The organism is Hafnia alvei (assembly GCF_900095695.1).
In the GTDB taxonomy this organism is placed as follows: domain Bacteria; phylum Pseudomonadota; class Gammaproteobacteria; order Enterobacterales; family Enterobacteriaceae; genus Hafnia; species Hafnia alvei_B.
In genome coordinates this window covers 87,221-106,458 of record NZ_FMIQ01000027.1, presented here as the reverse complement: position 1 = coordinate 106,458, position 19,238 = coordinate 87,221, and the positions used below count along the sequence as shown (strand labels likewise).

19 protein-coding genes are annotated in these 19,238 nt (G+C 50.0%); 12 read left to right on the top strand and 7 right to left on the bottom strand.

Annotation, left to right across the window (positions count from 1 at the left end; genetic code table 11):
• Positions 1-203: 203 nt before the first annotated feature.
• Complete coding sequence (gene radC / locus BN1044_RS07660; RefSeq protein WP_072308187.1) at positions 204-890, bottom strand: RadC family protein; 687 nt, start codon at positions 888-890, stop codon at positions 204-206.
• A 178-nt stretch (positions 891-1,068) separates the two neighbouring features.
• On the opposite strand from radC, the gene coaBC reads away from it, so the two are divergent.
• The 3 genes from coaBC to slmA all read left to right on the top strand — a co-directional run bounded on the left by coaBC (position 1,069) and on the right by slmA (position 3,414).
• Positions 1,069-2,283, top strand: coding sequence for a bifunctional phosphopantothenoylcysteine decarboxylase/phosphopantothenate--cysteine ligase CoaBC (gene coaBC, locus BN1044_RS07655; protein WP_072308186.1), 1,215 nt, complete (start codon positions 1,069-1,071; stop codon positions 2,281-2,283).
• Entirely contained in the window at positions 2,261-2,719 is a 459-nt protein-coding gene (dut, locus tag BN1044_RS07650) for a dUTP diphosphatase (RefSeq protein WP_043490063.1), read from the top strand. Before coaBC ends, dut begins: the two co-directional genes overlap by 23 nt.
• Before the next feature lie 98 nt (positions 2,720-2,817).
• A complete protein-coding gene (slmA, locus tag BN1044_RS07645; protein WP_043490061.1) occupies positions 2,818-3,414 on the top strand; it encodes a nucleoid occlusion factor SlmA in 597 nt (198 codons plus the stop codon).
• 58 nt (positions 3,415-3,472) lie between these two features.
• Here the strand turns inward: slmA and pyrE are convergent, their stop codons facing one another.
• Both pyrE and rph read right to left on the bottom strand, forming a co-directional pair.
• On the bottom strand, positions 3,473-4,114 hold the full coding sequence (gene pyrE / locus BN1044_RS07640) for an orotate phosphoribosyltransferase (protein ID WP_040045244.1): 642 nt from the start codon (positions 4,112-4,114) through the stop codon (positions 3,473-3,475).
• A 112-nt stretch (positions 4,115-4,226) separates the two neighbouring features.
• A complete protein-coding gene (gene rph / locus BN1044_RS07635) occupies positions 4,227-4,943 on the bottom strand; it encodes a ribonuclease PH (RefSeq protein WP_043490059.1) in 717 nt (238 codons plus the stop codon).
• 226 nt (positions 4,944-5,169) lie between these two features.
• On the opposite strand from rph, the gene BN1044_RS07630 reads away from it, so the two are divergent.
• On the top strand, positions 5,170-6,033 hold the full coding sequence (locus BN1044_RS07630) for a YicC/YloC family endoribonuclease (protein ID WP_072308185.1): 864 nt from the start codon (positions 5,170-5,172) through the stop codon (positions 6,031-6,033).
• A 72-nt stretch (positions 6,034-6,105) separates the two neighbouring features.
• On the opposite strand, the gene BN1044_RS07625 is transcribed toward BN1044_RS07630, so the two are convergent.
• Together BN1044_RS07625 and BN1044_RS07620 are read right to left on the bottom strand one after the other, a co-directional pair.
• Positions 6,106-6,573: a DMT family transporter gene (locus tag BN1044_RS07625; RefSeq protein ID WP_072308184.1), complete on the bottom strand. Its 468-nt coding sequence runs from the start codon at positions 6,571-6,573 to the stop codon at positions 6,106-6,108.
• The gene (locus BN1044_RS07620; protein ID WP_139130916.1) at positions 6,570-7,016 is read right to left on the bottom strand and encodes a DMT family transporter; all 447 of its coding nucleotides are present in this window, start codon (positions 7,014-7,016) and stop codon (positions 6,570-6,572) included. Before BN1044_RS07620 ends, BN1044_RS07625 begins: the two co-directional genes overlap by 4 nt.
• A gap of 272 nt (positions 7,017-7,288) precedes the next feature.
• Here BN1044_RS07620 and BN1044_RS07615 point away from each other — a divergent pair, with 272 nt between their 5' ends.
• The 3 genes from BN1044_RS07615 to BN1044_RS07605 all read left to right on the top strand — a co-directional run bounded on the left by BN1044_RS07615 (position 7,289) and on the right by BN1044_RS07605 (position 10,051).
• Positions 7,289-8,164 carry an NAD(P)-dependent oxidoreductase gene (locus tag BN1044_RS07615; protein ID WP_072308182.1) on the top strand — a complete coding sequence of 292 codons (876 nt, stop codon included), beginning with the start codon at positions 7,289-7,291 and terminating at the stop codon, positions 8,162-8,164.
• Positions 8,165-8,300: 136 nt separating this feature from the next.
• Entirely contained in the window at positions 8,301-9,233 is a 933-nt protein-coding gene (locus BN1044_RS07610; RefSeq protein WP_072308181.1) for a LysR family transcriptional regulator, read from the top strand.
• A gap of 200 nt (positions 9,234-9,433) precedes the next feature.
• Positions 9,434-10,051 carry a trimeric intracellular cation channel family protein gene (locus tag BN1044_RS07605; RefSeq protein WP_072308180.1) on the top strand — a complete coding sequence of 206 codons (618 nt, stop codon included), beginning with the start codon at positions 9,434-9,436 and terminating at the stop codon, positions 10,049-10,051.
• Here the strand turns inward: BN1044_RS07605 and ligB are convergent.
• On the bottom strand, positions 9,978-11,708 hold the full coding sequence (gene ligB / locus BN1044_RS07600) for an NAD-dependent DNA ligase LigB (RefSeq protein WP_072308179.1): 1,731 nt from the start codon (positions 11,706-11,708) through the stop codon (positions 9,978-9,980). The two genes, BN1044_RS07605 and ligB, sit on opposite strands and share 74 nt — an antisense overlap.
• A gap of 272 nt (positions 11,709-11,980) precedes the next feature.
• Between ligB and gmk the strand changes: the two genes are divergently transcribed.
• The 5 genes from gmk to recG are packed head-to-tail and all read left to right on the top strand — an operon-like array spanning position 11,981 to position 17,834.
• Complete coding sequence (gene gmk / locus BN1044_RS07595) at positions 11,981-12,604, top strand: guanylate kinase (protein WP_072308178.1); 624 nt, start codon at positions 11,981-11,983, stop codon at positions 12,602-12,604.
• A gap of 54 nt (positions 12,605-12,658) precedes the next feature.
• On the top strand, positions 12,659-12,934 hold the full coding sequence (gene rpoZ / locus BN1044_RS07590; RefSeq protein WP_004094076.1) for a DNA-directed RNA polymerase subunit omega: 276 nt from the start codon (positions 12,659-12,661) through the stop codon (positions 12,932-12,934).
• 19 nt (positions 12,935-12,953) lie between these two features.
• On the top strand, positions 12,954-15,053 hold the full coding sequence (gene spoT, locus BN1044_RS07585; protein ID WP_046457304.1) for a bifunctional GTP diphosphokinase/guanosine-3',5'-bis pyrophosphate 3'-pyrophosphohydrolase: 2,100 nt from the start codon (positions 12,954-12,956) through the stop codon (positions 15,051-15,053).
• Between the two features lie 4 nt (positions 15,054-15,057).
• Complete coding sequence (gene trmH, locus BN1044_RS07580) at positions 15,058-15,750, top strand: tRNA (guanosine(18)-2'-O)-methyltransferase TrmH (RefSeq protein WP_025797270.1); 693 nt, start codon at positions 15,058-15,060, stop codon at positions 15,748-15,750.
• 2 nt (positions 15,751-15,752) lie between these two features.
• Positions 15,753-17,834: an ATP-dependent DNA helicase RecG gene (gene recG / locus BN1044_RS07575; protein ID WP_072308177.1), complete on the top strand. Its 2,082-nt coding sequence runs from the start codon at positions 15,753-15,755 to the stop codon at positions 17,832-17,834.
• A 122-nt stretch (positions 17,835-17,956) separates the two neighbouring features.
• Here the strand turns inward: recG and gltS are convergent, their stop codons facing one another.
• The gene (gene gltS / locus BN1044_RS07570; protein ID WP_072308176.1) at positions 17,957-19,171 is read right to left on the bottom strand and encodes a sodium/glutamate symporter; all 1,215 of its coding nucleotides are present in this window, start codon (positions 19,169-19,171) and stop codon (positions 17,957-17,959) included.
• Between the last annotated feature and the right edge of the window lie 67 nt (positions 19,172-19,238).

Here is a 19,238-nt window from a genome sequence, read left to right as displayed (position 1 = left end):
TCGTATAGGAAGTAGCCGCCTCGTCAGGCTTTAGAGCCCATCTCAGCAAACTTCACCGAGGAGACTCTGAGTCAGGTCGAAACCTGCTGAGATAGGCTCTTAACGCTACAACCAAGATTCTCAAAGGTGGCGTAGTATACGCTCTGAAGCGTAAGTGCTCAAGACCCGAACAGCAAAGATCCCTAAGGATCGCGAAAAAAAGCTTAAAGCCACCCTCTTTCAGCAAAAGATACGCTCTGGCCGTGACCGATCACCATATGATCTAGCACACGGATATCCAATAACGCGCAAGCTTTCACCACTCTTTCTGTGAGCACACGATCTGCTGCACTGGGCTCTGCTATTCCGGACGGATGATTATGTGCGAGGATTAACGCAACGGCGTTTACCTTAAGCGCACCACGCACAATTTCGCGTGGATATACATCCACACAGTTTATAGTACCCGAAAACATCTCCTCAGAGCGAATTACGCGATGCTGGTTGTCTAAAAATAAGACAAAAAAGGCTTCCCGCTCGTATCCAGAGAACACATTTTGCAAATATAGCGCCGTTAACTCGGGTCGAGTGATGACACTTTGCTCAGTGAGCTGGCGATGCAAAAACCGTTTTGACAGTTCCATCACCGCCTGCAACTGCGCATATCGAGAGATACCGAGACCCGGTTTCGAGCAAAAACTATCGTAATCAGCCTGCATCAGACTATAAATTGAGCCAAACTCGCGAATCAAATGTGATGACAGCGTCATCACATTAATCCCTTTCGTCCCTGTTCGTAAAAATATCGCCAGCAGTTCCTGATCGGACAGTGATTCACGTCCTAGGGATAATAACTTCTCTCTTGGGGCCAACATTGAAGGCCAGTACGCTATTGCAACGCTCTCTTCCATGAAATAAAACTCACAAGATGTGTTTAAGCCATCATCTCAATTTCTAAAATCGCGTCGAGTACCAAACGCCATCAATGCGAAGAAGTGCGCAAAAAACGATCGCAACGACTGCAACACATGTCATCTTCTCTGCTTATGGTAAAATCACGCTAATTTCTGCCTCGAATGGAACAACACCATGACTGCACTGACAGGCAAACGCATTGTATTAGGCATCAGCGGGGGCATCGCTGCATATAAATGCCCAGAAATCGTACGTCGACTGCGAGAACGTGGCGCAGAAGTTCGTGTGGTAATGACAAAAGGCGCTGAAGCCTTTATCACCCCGCTAACCTTACAGGCCGTTTCAGGCTATCCAGTATCGGATGACCTGCTTGATCCTGCTGCTGAAGCGTCAATGGGGCATATTGAGCTGGGTAAATGGGCTGAACTGGTCGTTATCGCACCGGCAACCGCTGATTTAATTGCGCGCATTGCCGCTGGAATGGCAAATGACCTTCTCAGCACGGTATGTTTGGCAACCGCCGCACCTATTGCGATTGCCCCAGCGATGAACCAACAAATGTACCGCGCTGCGGCCACGCAAGAGAATCTGAAGACGCTAGAGCGCCGAGGTTTACAGCTCTGGGGACCAGACAGCGGTAGCCAAGCCTGTGGTGATGTAGGGCCAGGTCGTATGCTTGACCCAATGGTGCTAGTCACTATGATTCAGGCGCATTTTGCTCAACAGCAGGATCTCGCGCAATACAGCATTCTTATCACCGCGGGTCCAACCCGTGAAGCCCTAGACCCTGTACGTTTCATCACTAACCATAGTTCAGGGAAAATGGGCTTTTCTATCGCAGCGGCTGCCGCAAAACGTGGTGCTAAAGTCACGCTGGTTAGCGGGCCAGTTAATCAAAAAACACCTGAAGGTGTAGTGCGTATCGACGTGGAAAGCGCATTAGAAATGCAAACAGAGGTACTTGCTCAGGTTCCCGCACATCAAATTTTCATTTCTTGCGCTGCGGTGGCAGACTATCGCGCCGAGCAAATTTGCGGCGAAAAAATAAAAAAACAGGGTGATGAAATCACACTTAAGCTGGTGAAAAACCCTGATATTGTGGCTGGTGTTGCAGCCCTGACTGAGCATCGTCCCTATGTCGTAGGATTTGCCGCCGAAACCCAGAATGTGGAAGAATACGCCAAGCAAAAACTCGCACGTAAAAATCTGGATATGATTTGTGCGAACGATGTTTCCCAAGAAGGGCAAGGGTTTAACACCGATACCAATGCCTTACACCTTTTTTGGCCGCAGGGCGATAAGCAGTTGCCACTCAGCAATAAGTCCTTGTTGGGCCACTATTTAATTGACGAGATTGTCAGCCATTATGAAGAAAAAAATAGACGTTAAAATTTTAGATCCGCGCATCGGTGAACAATTCCCATTGCCAACCTATGCAACGCCAGGCTCTGCGGGTCTAGACCTACGCGCTTGTTTGGATGAAGCCGTCATTTTGGCACCGGGTGAAACCACTCTGTTACCAACCGGACTGGCAATTCATATTGAAGACCCTAGTCTAGCGGCGATCATTCTGCCTCGTTCGGGTTTGGGTCATAAGCACGGGATCGTGTTGGGTAATCTAGTCGGCTTGATCGATTCTGACTATCAAGGTCAGTTAATGGTTTCTGTCTGGAACCGTGGTCAAACGACCTTTACCATTGAACCTGGTGAAAGAATTGCTCAGATGGTGCTGGTTCCAGTTGTACAGGCAGACTTCAACCTCGTCGAATCTTTCGACGCGAGCGAACGTGGTGCCGGTGGTTTTGGTCACTCCGGTCGCCAATAAGCCGATTACCACGCTGCAAAAAAAACCAATAAGCCGCCCTAAGGTGGCTAACTGTTTGGTGTGCCCGTTATCACCGCTTAGCAAGGATCTTGTCTGGCATGGCAGAAAAAGAAAATACGAAAAGGAACCGTCGCGAGGAAATCTTGCAGGCGCTGGCGCAAATGCTGGAATCCAGCGACGGTAGCCAACGCATTACGACTGCAAAACTTGCTGCGAACGTGGGTGTTTCAGAAGCTGCACTTTACCGCCATTTTCCTAGTAAAACGCGGATGTTCGATAGCCTTATCGAGTTTATCGAAGACAGTCTGATCACCCGCATTAACCTCATATTGCAGGATGAGAAAGAAACCTTTAATAGGCTTCGTCTTATTCTGCTGTTGATTCTGGGATTTGCAGAACGCAATCCGGGGCTGACCCGCATCATGACCGGCCATGCCCTAATGTTTGAACAAGATCGCCTTCAAGGGCGCATCAATCAGCTATTTGAGCGTATTGAGGCCCAAATCCGACAGGTGCTAAAAGAGAGAAAAATCCGTGAGGGCCAGGGGTTTGTTCACGATGAAACGCTGCTTGCAGGACAGCTTTTAGCCTTCTGCGAAGGTATGCTGTCTCGTTTTGTACGCTCAGAGTTTCGCTATCGCCCAACGCAAGAATTCGATTTGCGCTGGCCGTTGCTGGCAAGCCAACTTCAGTAGCCTAAACGTATAAAAAACGGCCACTCATCAGTGGCCGTTTTTCTTAGTAACGATTCACTTAAACGCCGTACTGCTCGCGATAAGCTTTTACTGACGCCAAGGATTCAGCCATCTCCGGCTTCTCTTCCAAATAGCTGATCAAATCTTTCAGCGTAATAATTGAAATCACCTTACAGCCATAATCACGCTCTACTTCTTGAATTGCAGAGATATCTGCCCGACCACGTTCTTGGCGGTCGAGTGAAATCAGCACGCCGGCTAACTTAGCATTGTGAGCCTGAATAATTTCCATTGATTCACGAATTGCGGTGCCCGCAGTAATCACATCATCCACCAGCATAACTTTGCCCTGCAGCGGGCTACCCACCAGAGTTCCGCCTTCACCGTGAGATTTGGCTTCTTTGCGGTTAAAGCAATACGGTAAATCTCGGTCATGATGCTCTGCTAGCGCCACCGCCGTGGTGGTCGCGATAGGAATGCCTTTATAAGCAGGTCCAAACAGCAAATCAAAATCAATGCCACTATCAACCAATGCCTCGGCATAAAAACGCCCCAACAATGCCAGATCGCGCCCAGTATTAAACAGGCCAGCGTTAAAGAAATATGGGCTGGTACGGCCTGATTTCAGCGTAAATTCGCCAAACTTCAATACCTGCTTGCTTAGCGCGAACTCAATAAACTGGCGCTGATAGGCTTTCATGCGTGCATCTCCTTCATTGTCGGTAATTAAATAATTCACTCGTGGGTACAACCGTTTTTCTCATGCCAAATTGCAGGCATAAAAAAGGCGACTAACAAGTCGCCTCAAACAATTAATTTTCCAACGCCGCTTTCTGCGCTTGGATAATTTCCTCTATCCCGCCTCTGGCGAGTGCCAGTAGCTGGAGAAGTTCTTCATGACTGAAAGGTTCGCCCTCTGCGGTGCCCTGCACCTCAATCATGCGGCCATCTTCCAACATCACAACGTTCATGTCCGTTTCTGCAGCAGAATCTTCAACATATTCTAGATCGCACACTGCCTGACCATCGACGATCCCCACAGACACCGCAGCAACCATACCCTTCATCGGGTTAGCTTTCAGTTTACCTGCGGCGACTAAGGCGTTCAGCGCGTCAGCTAATGCCACACAGGCACCGGTAATCGATGCAGTACGGGTACCACCATCGGCTTGAATAACGTCGCAGTCCAGCGTAATGGTAAACTCACCCAGTTTTTTCAGGTCAACCGCAGCACGTAAAGAACGCGCAATCAGACGCTGAATTTCCATGGTGCGACCACCCTGCTTGCCTTTGGCCGCTTCGCGCGCCATACGGCTATGGGTAGAACGTGGCAACATACCATACTCAGCCGTGACCCAGCCCTGTCCCTGACCTTTTAGAAAGCGCGGAACTCCTTCCTCAACGGTGGCGTTGCACAACACTTTAGTTTCACCAAACTCCACCAGCACAGACCCTTCAGCGTGTTTAGTGTAATTACGGGTCAGTTTTAACGGACGGATTTGTTCGGCAGTTCGGCCTTCTGGACGCATAAGCTTGTCTCCGGCTAGCATTTATATTTATTTCAATGTGGCTGCGCATTATACCCAAATTAATTTGAGTTGCAGCAAGCCCACCAACGAAAGGCTCTCGATAAATTCATCCGCCACCTCTTCTCATCAACCCAAAGCGATATGCCATGTTCGTGAGCTTATGCCTATCATGGCAGACGGTGCGGGGCTATAATCCTGACATCATTCATTTTTACAGGTACGCAAAATGATCCGCAGCATGACAGCCTACGCCCGCCGTGAAATAAAAGGCAACTGGGGCAGCGCAGCTTGGGAGCTACGCTCCGTTAACCAGCGCTATCTTGAGACCTATATTCGCCTGCCGGAACAGTTCCGCAGCCTAGAGCCTGTGGTGCGCGAAAGACTGCGTACGCGTTTAACTCGCGGGAAAATCGAATGTAACCTGCGTTTTGAGCTCGACCCTAGCGCACAAAGCTCTATGATCCTGAACGAAAAACTGGCAAAACAGCTGGTTGAAGCCGCGAACTGGGTCAAAATGCAAAGCGATGAGGGTGAAATCAACCCGCTGGAGATTCTGCGCTGGCCGGGCGTGATGTCTGCCGCCGAACAAGATCTAGACGTTATCAGCACCGAGCTGATGGCCGCACTGGAATCTGCAATTGATGACTTTATCGATGCCCGTGAGCGCGAAGGTAATGCCCTAAAAGCGATGATCGAGCAGCGTTTGGAAGGCGTATCAACTGAAGTGGCTAAGGTTCGTCAGCAGATGCCTGAAATCCTGCAGTGGCAGCGCGAACGTTTGGTTAGCAAGCTAGAAGAAGCTCAGGTTCAGTTGGAAAATAACCGTCTAGAACAAGAGCTGGTTCTGATGGCGCAGCGCGTTGACGTTGCAGAAGAGCTGGATCGTCTCGAAGCCCACGTCAAAGAAACCTATGTGATTCTTAAAAAGAAAGAAGCCGTAGGCCGTCGTCTCGACTTTATGATGCAAGAATTCAACCGTGAATCGAATACTTTGGCATCCAAGTCTATCAATGCAGACGTCACCGCATCCGCTATCGAACTGAAAGTATTGATCGAACAGATGCGCGAACAGATCCAAAACATCGAGTAATTTTGCTCAGCTTCAACAAACAAAAGCCCGGTTCTACCATCGTAGAGCCAGGCTTTTTTATCGCTCAAACAATCACTCTGTGGATTGTTCTTCTGCTTGGTTACTGCGATAAATCAATACCAGAGCCAAGGCTAGGCAAACTAAAGCGGCCATACGACTGCTGGAAAAGCCGATTGCTTGATTGCCAAACCATCCAAAAGTATCAATCATCATCCCCATCGACAGTTGCCCGCAAATCACCGCCACCGTCGCTGTCGCAACGCCTATTTTCGGTACTGATGCCACCATCACCAACATATAAAACATGCCAAATAATGCTCCAGCCAACTGCCATTTCGGCACGGTGAGTAAAGTCTGTGAATGTGAAGGCTCAAAGAAGAAAATCAGCAATCCACTAAGAACGGCGCCAACAACAAACGTCAGTTGGCTGCTGCGTATCACCCCAACGCTTTCACCTAGTCGGCCATTGATAGCGGCCTGCATGCTCAGAACTGCGCCAGCCAAAACCACCAGCGCCAGCATTATGATATGTCCCATCATTGTGACGCCCCCACAGCGATAAGAATCAAAGCAGCGACAATGAGCGCTAATGCGAGTAGGCGCTGCACCCCCACGCGTTTACGTGAGATCCCAAACCAACCAAAATGATCGATTAATAAGCTTTTCGCCACCTGACCCGACAGAATGGCGATCATCGTCATTGCGACACCAATCACCGGCGTCGCCAGCGTCAACATAATGACGTACACAGGTCCCAGAAGACCGCCAGTAAGTTGCCAACGGGGCAGCGAGCTGAAAGAGCGATGCTCTGTCGGCTTTCCGGTTAATAACGAGATAAGAAACAGTAGGGCTGCGCCTACGCCAAATATGCTCAACGTCGCCCATAAGTGCCCAACCGCCTCACCGAGTGGCCCAAGCAATCCGGCTTCAACAGAAAGCCCCATACCGGCCATAATGACCAATGGAATATAGGCGCCGTTCATTGAGCCTGAATGCGCTGTTTTACGTCGCTCTGGCTGTGTCATCGATTACTCACTCCGCATCATTCAAACGATTCGCGAAAAGTCGCTAAATCTGATGGCGAGCATTATCAGACACCTTTATCTTTCGAAAAACAGCATGAGTTGCTAAACAGTTTTGCGAATTACGCACAGCATGCAGTGATTTGACTCACCTTTCCTGAAACTCTAGGGTGGGGATACAAAAATAGCCGGAACCTGCAATCACACCGGAAGACAATGACTAGGAGTAACTCATGAAGATCGCTTTTCTTGGATTAGGCTCTATGGGCCAGCCTATGGCGCACAACCTGCTAAACGCAGGATATGAAGTCGCTGTATGGAACCGTAGCTCAGCTGCAGCAAACCCGCTCGTTGACGATGGTGCAAGGCTTTGCCAATGCCCTGCTGATATCGCAGGAAGTGAAGTTGTTATTTCGATGTTAGCCGACGATGCGATTACCCATGATGTGATGATCGCTCAGGGCGCATTAGATTCGTTAGCAGCGGGGGCGGTCTATATCAATATGGCAACGGTTTCTAATGACCTCACGCGTAAGATGGCAAGCTACTGCGCAGAAAAAGGCATTCATTACATTGCAGCCCCCGTATTAGGACGGGTAGACGTTGCAGCCGCAGGGAATTTAAATATTTTAGCCGCTGGAGAGCCCGAGCAGCTCCGCCGCGTACAGCCTGTATTCGATGTATTAGGCCAAAAAACTTGGTACTTCGGCGATAATCCAGAACAGGCCAGCACGGTGAAACTCGCGGCAAACTTCATGCTTGCTACCGTCATTGAATCCGTTGGGGAATCCGCAGCGTTGGTTAAAGCGCACGGCATTGAGCCTAAAGACTTTATCAATATGCTGACCAGTACGCTGTTTTCGGCTCCGGTATACAAAAACTATGGCGGCATGATCGCCGAAGAACGCTATACCCCCGCAGGCTTCAAGCTAACGCTTGGTTTGAAAGACGTTCGCTTGGCACAACAAGCTGCCGAAGAGAAAAACGTACCCATGCCATTCGCTAGCGTATTAAGAGATAACTTCATTGATGCTATCGCTCAAGGCGACGGTAATCTTGATTGGTCAGCTCTGGCCAATGTTTCCGCCCGTCGCAGCGGTTTAAAGTAATTCAACGTAATATCTTGATATTGTCATAGTACCTACCCTCTCCTTAGTGGAGAGGGAAAACCGCTGAATAGCCCACTAGTAAAACCATTCACAAAAACGCACCATAGATAAAACCTCTTTGCGGAATATGCACAACATGCAAGCGTTCAATGAACTCAATATAAAAGCACTACGATTGTTTGTTGCCGTCCTCGATCACGGAAGTTTTTCGGCGGTTGCACGCAAAGAAGGCGTTGCGCCATCGTCTATTTCACGCCAAATGCAGCTTATAGAACAAGCGCTTAATCAACAATTGTTGTATCGCCACACCCGCGCGGTAACTGCAACGGAAAGCGGTCGGCTATTGGCGACGTACGCACGACGAGTCCTCGAACAGCTCGAGGAGGCTGAGCAAGCGTTACAGGAAAAGAAGCTTGAGCCTGCAGGGCTTGTGCGCATCAACGCTCCAGTGGTATTTGGCCGACTGCATATCGCGCCCTATATTCCTGAGCTCTGTGAAAAATACCCCAAGCTTTGCGTTGAACTGGTGCAAACAGATAATTTTGTCGATCCCATGCAAGATGCATCTGACCTTCTGTTTCGTATCGGTATTTTGTCAGACTCAAATCTACAAGGCAGAGTACTAGCCCAACAAAACTACCGTATCGCCGCGAGTCCAGAATACTTACATCGCTTTGGGATCCCAACCACGCCAGAAGAATTAGAGCATCACAATTGCATCGTATTTAAGGGTTTTGCGGGTGCGCAGAGATGGTTTTTCCAAATTAAGAATCAATGGGTTCCCTATAGCCTGCATGGCTCCTTCACCGGAAATAATGCCGATTCGCTGTTAGACGCAGCAATCCAAGGTTTAGGGATCGTAGTCTTCCCAACATGGCTATTGGGGGATGCATTACAAGATGGCCGTCTGGTGAGTTTGATGGAGAAATATCCCTTATCCACTAGGCTGGAGCCCCAGCAGCTAGCGGCTCTCTATCCGCAGAGTCGGCGGCTTCCGCTTAAAGTACGCGTTGTCATCGATTTCTTTGTCCATAAGTTTGGGACACCCGCGTATTGGGATAATGTTTGATTTTCGAATTATAAATTCTTATCCATTATTAATATTTAAAATAAAATAAAGCCTATATATTCAGCATTAAGATAATATTTTGACATAGCTAAATTAATTCGAAACCTAACCCTTTAGAAAAACTCAGTCGAGATAGTCACAGCAAGTCACTACTCTGCATGTTCTATTATCTCATTTCAGCTCTAAAAGGTTGTTGGGTCATGTTACTGAGTATTCTTTATATTGTTGGGATCACTGCTGAAGCCATGACTGGCGCACTCGCCGCTGGCCGCCGTCAAATGGATATGTTTGGCGTTATTATCATTGCTTCTGCCACAGCCATTGGCGGTGGCTCTGTACGTGACATGCTGCTTGGCCACTATCCTTTGAGCTGGGTCAAACACCCTGAGAACATCGTTATCGTTGCTGTTGCCGCCATTGTCACAACGTGGGCTGCACCGTTGATGACGCATTTACGTAAACTCTTTTTAGTTTTAGATGCCGTCGGGCTTGTGGTGTTTTCGATTATCGGTGCTCAGGTCGCGTTAGAGATGGGACATGGGCCGATCATCGCGTCTATCGCTGCCGTTGTAACCGGTGTCTTTGGTGGCGTCCTACGTGACCTGTTCTGTAACCGCATCCCGTTAGTGTTTCAAAAAGAGCTGTATGCGGGGATCTCTTTCGCCGCCGCGTGGCTCTATATGGGATTGCTTTATTTATCTATCCCTCAAGATCTCACGGTGATGATTACACTATTTGCCGGCTTCACGGCACGTTTATTGGCGCTGCGTTTCCGCTTGGGACTGCCGGTCTTTGACTATCAGCAGCCCGATCACTAATAGAAAATTGATTAAAGGCAGCAACGCCCTGCTGCCTTAACCGAGCCACAAGCTTAAGCCACTCAGCGTTATGCCAGAACCGCTGATATTGCTTTTCTTGAGCCAATGAAAAGTGGCAATCGACGCTTTCTAAGCCACAGTTAGCTAAAGTATTTGGCATTCCCAGCGCTTTCAGCCACGTTATTACTGGAGCCGCTTTCACTTTTCCTAGCTCGTCGCTCAGCTTGTTTGCTCGACTCCCCCCAATACCAGCCTTAACTAAATCGGCCTCGGTCAGCCTAAAAATTGTATCCACATCTGATAACAATCCGTGCTGCGCCAATTCTCGCCAGAAAACCTCACCACCCCCTGAAACACCCAAGGTTTGAACCATCCAAACTATGCGCGCAACGAACTGCTGCTCGCAGTCTGGCGTGTAGTGCCAACAACTTAATGAATGGTATTTATTTTGGTCAGGTGCATTGATGATAACTCTGTCGGGGCTACGCCAAATTACTTTTTCTAAATGGGGAACCCCCTGTCCTGCTAGCACCACCGAAATTTGATCATGGGGCTGAACATCCCACTGCCGCCAACGCATCACGGAACCTAAGCTCACACGGCTAACACGTTTATCATCAACCATCACAGGGTCGATCAGCAGGATGGCATTGATTCTCCCACTGCGCCCAATACTGAACTGCACGTCTTTAACCTCAGCAACTTGGGATTTCAGTGGATACTTCCATGCCACGGCCCATCCCGGCGGTGACGGCTGCCACAACGATGATACGGGTTGTTGATCCATATGCAACACCACACCATCGGTGACAAAAGGCAATGCGTGCTGATACCAATAGTCGCGCCAGTACCCAACGGCACCGACATCGGCTACCGCATTGGTATATTGCTCTGCCAGCGGGAAGCCCAACTGCGTCAACGTGCTTAATCTTTGTTGCATATTATCCGCGCCGTCGGGGTATCCCCAGATGAAAACATCCAGCTGCGCGGCAGTGTCGGGAGGTAAAATCTTTAGCCGCATGGCCCCAGCTACTTTGGCCCGAGCATTGATCCCGCCGTCTCTTTTCTGTTGATGATCGGTCACCTTCAGGAATAGCTCTCCTTGCAACACAACATCGGCGTTTTCATCGACAATCTTTTTAGGGATGGCGGCAATCACCATCGCCGCCTTAGTCCAATCTTGCCCCTTCAGACCATCGCCACGGCTGATCATATTGACTAAACGCCCGCCTTGGTAATGCAGAGTAATTGCCACGCCATCAATTTTCGGCTGCACCCATACACCTTTTTTACCCTGTAACCACCTCTGCACCGCAGGCTCATTCTCTAACTTACTCAGCCCCGTATGCGCCACGGGGTGAAGAAGCGTATTGCCTAAGCTCGGCGGTTCAAGCGCCACTTGGCTTGGATTTGCTTGGGAAAAACAGTGCTTCCACGTTTTCAACCGCTGAGCCATTTGGTCATATATCTCATCAGGTACGGGCGATGTGCCCTGTAGAAAATAGTCTTCATCCCACTTGGCGATCTGTTTTTGCAATGCATTGATCTCATGAGCCCCGTGTTCGGCAGTCCATTGTGGACAAAAAGGCTGAGCCCAACCTCGGTTAAAACCGGAAACAAACCACACGAGTAGCGCAATCCATATTTTCCATGCCATATGACACCTCCTGTTTGCAGCCATTAAAACGCAAGCAGGACAGTATTCCAGCGGTCTTGCTGGCCTTTGCGAAACGGATTCATCACAGATTTAATAACTGACATGAGATTGCACTTTTTTTGCAAACGGGCTCGCAATGCGCAGAGATGACAAATAAATTCACGCCGTAGACTGAAAGTGGGCGCTGCATCACGGCGAGTAGCCGTGTATACTACGGGGAGTTGTATCTTTCTTTTGTTCTTTTAACACGAACGACATCAATAAGACCCACTATGGTTCAAGGCACGCTATATATTGTTTCCGCGCCAAGCGGGGCAGGAAAATCCAGCCTGATTCAGGCATTGCTGAAAACTCAGCCGTTGTACGATACGCAGGTTTCGATTTCGCACACCACTCGTGCCAAACGTCCTGGCGAAAATCACGGCGAGCATTACTATTTCGTCTCTCATGACGAATTCCGCCAGATGATTGGGGAAGATGCCTTCCTTGAACATGCGGAGGTATTTGGCAACTATTACGGCACATCGCGTAAAGCGATTGAGCAGATTTTGTCGACCGGCGTGGATGTCTTCCTTGATATCGACTGGCAGGGCGCACAACAAATTCGTAAGAAAATGCCGCAGGCACGCAGCATTTTTATTCTGCCACCATCGAAAGATGAGTTAGGCCGCCGCTTACGCGGTCGTGGTCAGGATAGCGAAGAAGTCATCGCCAAACGCATGGCGCAAGCCGTTGCCGAGATGACGCACTATGCCGAATATGATTACCTCATCGTGAATGATGATTTTGATTTGGCGCTGTCCGATCTCAAAACCATTATCCGCGCTGAACGCCTGCGTTTAGGTCGCCAGAAAATGCGACATGACGCGTTAATAACCAAATTGTTGGCAGACTGAAGACTCTTTCAGTATCATGCCCAGTCATTTCTTCACCTGTGGAGTAGCACATTTATGGCACGCGTAACTGTTCAAGACGCTGTAGAGAAAATTGGTAACCGTTTTGACCTGGTGTTGGTCGCTGCTCGTCGGGCACGCCAAATGCAATCTGGCGGCAAAGATCCGTTAGTACCAGAAGAGAACGATAAGTACACCGTTATCGCCCTGCGCGAAATCGAAGAAGGTCTGATCAACAACCAGATCCTCGACGTACGTGAGCGCCAGGAACAGCAAGAGCAAGAAGCCGCAGAAATTCAAGCGGTGACTGCAATTGCTGAAGGCCGTCGTTAATTAACACGAAGAGCTGCCTTTGTATCTGTTTGAAAGCCTGAATCTGCTGATTCAAAAATACCTGCCAGAAGAGCAGATCAAGCGCCTTAAACAGGCATACCTCGTCGCGCGCGATGCGCACGAGGGACAGACACGCTCCAGCGGTGAGCCCTACATAACTCACCCGGTCGCGGTGGCCTGCATTCTTGCAGAAATGCGCCTCGACTACGAAACCTTGATGGCGGCGTTATTGCACGACGTCATTGAGGACACGCCCGCTACCTATCAAGATATGGAACAACTGTTTGGCAAAAGCGTTGCCGAACTGGTTGAGGGTGTGTCAAAGCTGGATAAGCTGAAATTCCGTGACAAGAAAGAAGCTCAGGCAGAAAACTTCCGTAAGATGATCATGGCGATGGTGCAGGACATTCGCGTGATCTTAATTAAACTCGCCGACCGCACGCACAACATGCGCACGCTGGGCTCTTTGCGCCCAGATAAACGTCGTCGCATTGCGCGTGAAACGCTGGAAATCTATAGCCCTCTGGCACATCGTTTAGGTATCCATCACCTAAAAACGGAGCTTGAAGAGCTGGGTTTTGAAGCCCTCTATCCAAACCGCTATCGCGTTATCAAAGAAGTGGTGAAAGCCGCTCGTGGTAATCGTAAAGAGATGATCCAGAAGATTCTTTCTGAGATTGAAGGTCGTCTCACCGAAGCGGGGATTGAGTGTCACGTCAACGGTCGAGAAAAACATCTGTACTCGATTTATCGCAAGATGCATCTCAAAGAGCAGCGTTTTCACTCCATTATGGATATCTACGCTTTCCGCGTGATCGTCAAGGATGTGGACACCTGCTACCGCGTTTTGGGTCAGGCGCACAGCTTGTACAAGCCGCGTCCGGGCCGCGTCAAAGACTATATTGCCATTCCTAAAGCCAACGGATATCAATCACTGCATACCTCGCTGATTGGCCCGCACGGTGTTCCTGTCGAAGTGCAAATTCGCACCGAAGACATGGACCAAATGGCAGAGATGGGTGTTGCTGCTCACTGGGCTTATAAAGAAGGCGAATCCAGCACCACGGCGCAAATCCGTGCACAACGCTGGATGCAAAGCCTGCTCGAACTGCAACAAAGCGCAGGAAGCTCCTTCGAGTTCATTGAGAGCGTTAAATCCGATCTATTCCCAGACGAAATCTATGTGTTCACGCCGGAAGGTCGCATTGTCGAACTCCCTGCGGGAGCAACGCCGGTCGATTTTGCTTACGCCGTACACACCGACATCGGCCACGCCTGCGTAGGCGCGCGCGTCGATAGACAGCCATATCCACTGTCTCAGGCGCTGCACAGCGGGCAAAACGTTGAAATCATTACTGCACCGGGCGCTCGCCCAAATGCAGCATGGCTGAACTTCGTCGTCAGCTCCAAAGCTCGCGCTAAAATCCGCCAGATGTTGAAAAACCTCAAGCGCGATGACTCCGTAAGCCTTGGCCGCCGTCTGTTAAATCACGCGCTCGGCAACGGGCGTAAGCTGTCTGACCTGCCTCCAGAGAATATTCAGCGCGAATTGGATCGCATGAAGCTTCATTCGATGGATGACCTGCTGGCCGAAGTCGGCCTAGGCAATGCCATGAGCGTCGTGGTGGCGAAAAATCTGCTAGGCGAGCCGCAACAAAGCAGCTCAAGTTCAGGCCGTAAACTGCCGATCAAAGGCGCTGACGGCGTGCTACTCACCTTTGCCAAATGTTGCCGTCCAATTCCAGGTGACCCGATTATTGCGCACGTGAGCCCAGGTAAAGGTCTGGTCATTCATCACGAGTCTTGCCGCAATATTCGTGGCTATCAAAAAGAGCCAGAGAAGTTTATGGCCGTGGAGTGGGATAAAGACATTGAGCAGGAATTCATTGCTGAAATCAAAGTGGATATGTTTAACCATCAGGGCGCGCTGGCGAATCTGACGGCTGCAATCAATGCCACCGCATCAAATATTCAGAGCATGAATACCGAAGAGAAAGATGGCCGGGTATACAGCGCCTTCATCCGCCTGACCACCCGCGATCGCGTCCATCTGGCGAATATCATGCGTAAAATTCGTATCATGCCGGATGTGATTAAAGTTAACCGCAACCGAAACTAACTCTATGACTCCTCAACGCTATGCGCGGATTTGTCAGATGCTTGCCACCCGACAGCCGGATCTTACCGTCTGTATGGAGCAAGTACACAAACCGCATAACGTTTCAGCCGTTATCCGCACGGCTGACGCCGTGGGCGTGCATCAGGTCCATGCCGTATGGCCAGGAAAAAGCATGCGTACCATGGTATCTACCGCAGCAGGCAGCAACAGCTGGGTATCCGTAAAAACGCATCCAGATATCTCCTCCGCTGTCTCGACGTTAAAGTCTGAAGGCATGCAAATTCTGGCTACGAATCTCTCCAGCACCGCCGTTGATTTCCGTGAAATAGACTACACGCGCCCGACCTGCATTTTGATGGGGCAAGAGAAACACGGGATCACGGCTGAAGCACTCGCCTTGGCCGATCAAGACATTATCATTCCCATGATCGGCATGGTTCAGTCACTCAATGTTTCAGTGGCTTCGGCGCTTATATTGTATGAAGCCCAACGCCAGCGCCAAAATGCAGGCATGTATCAACGCGAACACAGCCCGCTGAGCGAAGAAGACCAACAGCGTTTACTGTGGGAAGGTGGATATCCCGTGTTGGCCAACGTCGCCAAACGCAAGAAACTGCCGCGCCCACGTATCGATAACGAAGGGCAAATCGATGCCCCTCAAGCATGGTGGGATGCCATGCAGTCAACTAAAGGCTAACGATGAAAGGCCGCTTGCTGGATGCTATCGCATTAACTTCTTTAGCCGGCGTTGGCGCCAGCCAAGCAGGTAAACTCGCCAAAATAGGTCTGGAGAATATCCAAGATCTGCTGCTGCACCTGCCTTTGCGCTATGAAGATCGCACCCGTCTGTACGCTATCAACGATCTTCTACCCGGCATTTTTGCGACCGTAGAAGGCGAAGTGCTGCGCACCGATATTAGCTTTGGCCGCCGCCGCATGATGACCAGCCAGATAAGCGATGGCACCGGTATGCTGACGATGCGCTTCTTCAACTTTAACGCTGCGATGAAAAATAGCCTGTCTGCCGGTAAGCATGTTTTAGCCTACGGTGAAATCAAACGCGGTAACTTAGGTGCAGAAATTATCCATCCTGAATATAAAATTCAGGGTGAAACCGAGAACGTTGAGCTGCAAGAAGCCCTTACGCCGGTTTATCCCACCACCGAAGGTATTCGTCAGGCAACATTGCGTAAGCTAACCGACCAAGCATTGGCCTTGCTCGACACGGTGCCCATCGCAGAACTATTGCCCGATGAACTGCGCCAAGGGTTAATGAGTCTGCCAGATGCATTGCGTATGCTGCATCGTCCACCGCCAAATATGCAGCTTGCCGATCTAGAGCATGGTAAACATCCCGCGCAGCGTCGTTTAATTTTAGAAGAACTGCTGGCTCATAACCTCAGCATGCTTGCAGTACGAGCCGGAGCGCAAAGCCATAAAGCGCTGCCGCTTTCTGTGGATGACCGTCTCAAAAACCAGATGCTGGCCTCTTTGCCCTTTAAACCAACGGGTGCGCAAGAGCGCGTAGTCGCTGATATTGAAGCCGATATGGCGAAGCCTGTCCCCATGATGCGTTTGGTTCAAGGGGACGTAGGATCGGGTAAAACCTTGGTTGCCGCACTTGCCGCACTGCGAACTATCGCGCATGGCAAACAAGTTGCCTTAATGGCACCCACTGAACTACTTGCCGAGCAGCACGCTAATAACTTTCGTCAGTGGTTTGAACCGCTAGGATTAAAAGTTGGCTGGCTGGCTGGCAAACAGAAGGGCAAAGCGCGTCAGACACAGATGGAAGCTATTGCCAGTGGCGAAGTCGATATGATCGTGGGCACGCACGCCATTTTCCAAGATCAGGTGCAATTCTCTGGATTAGCGCTGGTCATCATTGATGAACAACATCGATTTGGCGTGCATCAGCGTCTTGCCCTATGGGAAAAAGGCGAAGAGCAAGGTTTTCATCCTCATCAGTTAATCATGACTGCGACCCCTATCCCGCGCACGCTGGCGATGACCGCCTACGCCGATCTCGATACGTCAGTTATTGATGAGCTGCCGCCAGGCAGAACGCCGGTGACCACCGTTGCCATTCCAGATTCACGCCGCACCGACGTCATTGAGCGCGTTAAAAATGCCTGTTTAAAAGAGGGCCGACAGGCTTATTGGGTCTGCACGCTGATTGAAGAATCAGAGATGCTGGAGGCTCAGGCCGCAGAGGCTACCGCAGAAGAGCTCAAGTTGCTCCTGCCTGAAATTAAAGTCGCGTTAGTTCATGGGCGCATGAAAGCGGCAGAAAAACAGGAGGTGATGCGTGCATTTAAGGCGGGTGAAACTCAGTTGCTGGTCGCCACGACCGTAATCGAAGTTGGCGTTGACGTGCCTAACGCCAGCCTGATGATCATTGAAAACCCTGAGCGATTGGGTTTGGCACAGTTACATCAGCTGCGTGGCCGCGTCGGGCGCGGTGCCGTAGCATCACACTGTGTTCTGCTTTATAAAACGCCGCTGAGCCAAACCGCGCAGAAACGTCTACAGGTATTACGTGATAGCAATGATGGCTTTGTGATTGCTCAACGAGACTTAGAAATTCGTGGCCCCGGTGAGCTATTAGGGACCAAACAGACCGGTAGTGCAGAGTTTAAGGTAGCTGACTTGCTCCGCGATCAAGCGCTTATTCCTGAAGTTCAGCGCATTGCACGCCATATTCACCAAAACTACCCAGAACATGCGCAGGCACTTATCGAGCGCTGGCTGCCTGAACGCAGCCGATATACCAACGCATAATCTCGTGTAAAGCCCTCCCAGCCTCCCCTTACTCAGGGGAAGGCGCTGATCGAGATCACCAAACTGCTCCCTCCCCTGCGAAGGGGAGGGTTGGGTTGGGGTCAGATCGCAATAACCGAAAACTACCCCATCACCGCAGGAAATACCGGCAGCATCAGGTACAGCTTGATCACAATCGCATTAACGATATCAATAAAGAACGCGCCAACCATAGGTACTACGAGGAAAGCCAAATGCGACGGACCGAAACGATCGGTAATAGCCTGCATATTGGCGATCGCCGTTGGCGTTGCGCCTAAGCCAAAACCACAATGGCCTGCGGCTAGCACCGCTGCATCGTAGTTTTTGCCCATAATTCGGTAGGTAACAAAAATAGCGTACAGTGCCATCACCAGCGTTTGAACCAGCAAAATGGCCAGCATCGGTAGCGCCAGCGAGGCAAGTTCCCACAGTTTCAGGCTCATCAATGCCATGGCCAAGAACAGCGATAAACTCACGTTCCCGAGCACCGATACCGCACGCTCAAACACACGATAGAAACCAACCGCATGCATCGTATTACTTAACACAACCCCGACAAACAATACGCAGACAAACGTTGGCAGCTCGAACGTCGTTCCACGGAGGAAATCAGCAATCACATGCCCCACGGTTAGACAGATCGCAATCAAAGCCAGTGTTTCAATTAACACCAGCGACGTGATCATGCGGCCGCTATAGGGTTTTTCAAACGCGGTTGGGACTTCCGTATCGTCCGGCGTTCCGTTAGGCGTTGATGAATGTTTGACTAAATAGCGAGCAACAGGCCCACCAATCAACCCACCGAGCACCAAGCCAAAGGTGGCACATGCCATGGCAACTTCAGTCGCATTCTCAAACCCGTAGCGTTCGCTGAAAACCTTACTCCACGCAGCGCCCGTACCGTGTCCACCGGACAACGTAATTGAGCCCGCTAATAGCCCCATCAGGGGATCAAGGCCCAGCATTTTCGCCATGCCAATACCAATGGCGTTTTGTACCAGCAGTAATCCCACAACCACAAAAACAAAAATGCTCAACGCCTTACCACCTTTTTTCAGGCTGGCTAAGTTTGCGTTAAGACCGATAGTGGCAAAGAAAGCGAGCATCAACGGATCTTTGAGTGACATGTCAAAACCGACCTCAAAACCCGTGGTTTGCTTAAGCAACAGAAAACCCAATGCCACCAGCAAACCGCCAGCAACAGGTTCAGGGATAGTGTATTTCGTTAGGAAAGGGATTTTTTGTACCATTTGGCGCCCGAGAAGAAGCACCAAGGTCGCCGCGACTAGCGTACCGTAAACGTCCAGATGAATCATTTTATTACTCCATGTAATAATTTAATTTATTTCAAATAATTATAGTTTTCTCACCGTTATTCAAATA

Bases quoted from the DNA above. Each gene is read 5' to 3' on its own strand.
- rph (WP_043490059.1), bottom strand. From the start codon at position 4,943: ATGCGTCCAGAAGGCCGAACTGCCGAACAAATCCGTCCGTTAAAACTG.
- recG (WP_072308177.1), top strand. From the start codon at position 15,753: ATGAAAGGCCGCTTGCTGGATGCTATCGCATTAACTTCTTTAGCCGGC.
- BN1044_RS07625 (WP_072308184.1), bottom strand. From the start codon at position 6,573: ATGATGGGACATATCATAATGCTGGCGCTGGTGGTTTTGGCTGGCGCA.
- ligB (WP_072308179.1), bottom strand. From the start codon at position 11,708: ATGGCATGGAAAATATGGATTGCGCTACTCGTGTGGTTTGTTTCCGGT.
- BN1044_RS07630 (WP_072308185.1), top strand. From the start codon at position 5,170: ATGATCCGCAGCATGACAGCCTACGCCCGCCGTGAAATAAAAGGCAAC.
- slmA (WP_043490061.1), top strand. From the start codon at position 2,818: ATGGCAGAAAAAGAAAATACGAAAAGGAACCGTCGCGAGGAAATCTTG.
- gmk (WP_072308178.1), top strand. From the start codon at position 11,981: ATGGTTCAAGGCACGCTATATATTGTTTCCGCGCCAAGCGGGGCAGGA.
- trmH (WP_025797270.1), top strand. From the start codon at position 15,058: ATGACTCCTCAACGCTATGCGCGGATTTGTCAGATGCTTGCCACCCGA.
- coaBC (WP_072308186.1), top strand. From the start codon at position 1,069: ATGACTGCACTGACAGGCAAACGCATTGTATTAGGCATCAGCGGGGGC.
- rpoZ (WP_004094076.1), top strand. From the start codon at position 12,659: ATGGCACGCGTAACTGTTCAAGACGCTGTAGAGAAAATTGGTAACCGT.
- gltS (WP_072308176.1), bottom strand. From the start codon at position 19,171: ATGATTCATCTGGACGTTTACGGTACGCTAGTCGCGGCGACCTTGGTG.
- BN1044_RS07615 (WP_072308182.1), top strand. From the start codon at position 7,289: ATGAAGATCGCTTTTCTTGGATTAGGCTCTATGGGCCAGCCTATGGCG.
- BN1044_RS07605 (WP_072308180.1), top strand. From the start codon at position 9,434: ATGTTACTGAGTATTCTTTATATTGTTGGGATCACTGCTGAAGCCATG.
- pyrE (WP_040045244.1), bottom strand. From the start codon at position 4,114: ATGAAAGCCTATCAGCGCCAGTTTATTGAGTTCGCGCTAAGCAAGCAG.
- dut (WP_043490063.1), top strand. From the start codon at position 2,261: ATGAAGAAAAAAATAGACGTTAAAATTTTAGATCCGCGCATCGGTGAA.
- radC (WP_072308187.1), bottom strand. From the start codon at position 890: ATGGAAGAGAGCGTTGCAATAGCGTACTGGCCTTCAATGTTGGCCCCA.
- BN1044_RS07610 (WP_072308181.1), top strand. From the start codon at position 8,301: ATGCAAGCGTTCAATGAACTCAATATAAAAGCACTACGATTGTTTGTT.
- BN1044_RS07620 (WP_139130916.1), bottom strand. From the start codon at position 7,016: ATGAACGGCGCCTATATTCCATTGGTCATTATGGCCGGTATGGGGCTT.